General features: G+C 62.0%; 1 pseudogene. It reads left to right on the forward strand.

The annotated features are described in order from the left end of the window. Window positions 1-266, forward strand: a pseudogene (locus SB771_RS34920) (nucleotide sugar dehydrogenase); the annotation flags it as partial.

Here is a 266-nt window from a genome sequence, read left to right on the forward strand (position 1 = left end):
CGGTGATCTACGAGAGCACCGTGTATCCGGGCGTGACGGAAGACATTTGCGTACCACTGCTTGAACAACGCGACGACCGCACGGGCGAGCGCCGCTTGCAGCACGGCGCGGATTTCTGGGTCGCCTATTCGCCGGAGCGCATCAATCCCGGCGACCGCATTCATACGGACACGTCGACCACCAAGATCGTGTCCGGCGATACGCCCGAGACGCTCGAACTGGTAGACAGCATGTACTCGAAGATCACGACGACCTACCGTGCGGCG

The organism is Burkholderia sp. SIMBA_051 (genome assembly GCF_046534915.1).
Lineage (GTDB): Bacteria > Pseudomonadota > Gammaproteobacteria > Burkholderiales > Burkholderiaceae > Burkholderia > Burkholderia ambifaria.